This is a genomic window from Pseudomonas sp. EGD-AK9 (assembly GCF_000465935.2).
In the GTDB taxonomy this organism is placed as follows: Bacteria; Pseudomonadota; Gammaproteobacteria; order Pseudomonadales; family Pseudomonadaceae; genus Aquipseudomonas.
In genome coordinates this window covers 1-704 of sequence record NZ_AVOF01000790.1, presented here as the reverse complement: position 1 = coordinate 704, position 704 = coordinate 1, and the positions used below count along the sequence as shown (strand labels likewise).

Annotated in this window: 1 protein-coding gene and 1 pseudogene; both read right to left on the bottom strand. The window is 72.4% G+C overall.

All coding sequences use genetic code 11. From position 1 onward, the window contains the following. A partial coding sequence (locus tag N878_RS23930; RefSeq protein WP_031303995.1) for an FAD-dependent oxidoreductase occupies positions 1–189 on the bottom strand: 189 nt, incomplete at its 3' end. A gap of 2 nt (positions 190–191) precedes the next feature. After that, positions 192–704, bottom strand: a pseudogene (locus N878_RS23925) (ornithine cyclodeaminase family protein); the annotation flags it as partial.

The following is a 704-nucleotide window of genomic DNA, read 5'->3' as shown; positions in this document are numbered from 1 at the left end:
GGCGGTCAGCGCGCGCACCTGCGGCGTGCCGTAGGCCACGGTGTACAGCGCCGCCGAACGGCCGGTGCTGTGGTAGCCGGGCTGGCGCTCGCGTTCGAGGACGATGGTCTTGCCCTGGCCGGCGAGGAAGTAGCCGGTGGAGGCGCCGGCGATACCGGCGCCGACGATCAGGTAGTCGGCGTGTTGCATGCTCAGCCCTCCGCGGCCTGCTTGAGTTGGTGGAGCGCCTGGGCCAGGGCGACGTCTTCCAGACCCAGGCCGATGGAGCGGAAGAATACCGGACTGCGGTAGTCGGGCAGGGGCGCCGAGCCGTCGAGCAGCTCGGCCAGGTCGCCGCGAATCAGCGCGCGGTCCCACAGGTGCTGCTCGCTGGCCAGGCGCATCTCGCCGGCGCTGGCCGGGGTGGTGGCGCGGTAGTCGCAGTAGACGTCCATCTGCGCCAGGCTGGCCGGCGGCACCTCGTGGGCGCGCGGCGCGTTGGTGCTGATCGAGGTGATCAGCGCCGGCTGCTCGAGCGTGGCGGGGTCGAGCACCGGGCCGGCCGAGGAGGTGCACAGCATGATCACCTCGGCATCGGCGCAGGCCTCGGCCTGGCTGGCGCACAGCTGCAGGCGCGGGTCGAGCTGCAGCAGCTCCTGCTGCGCGGTGGCGGGTTTGCCGGCCAGGCTCGGCGAGTACAGGCGAATGCTCTGCCAGTCGCGCAG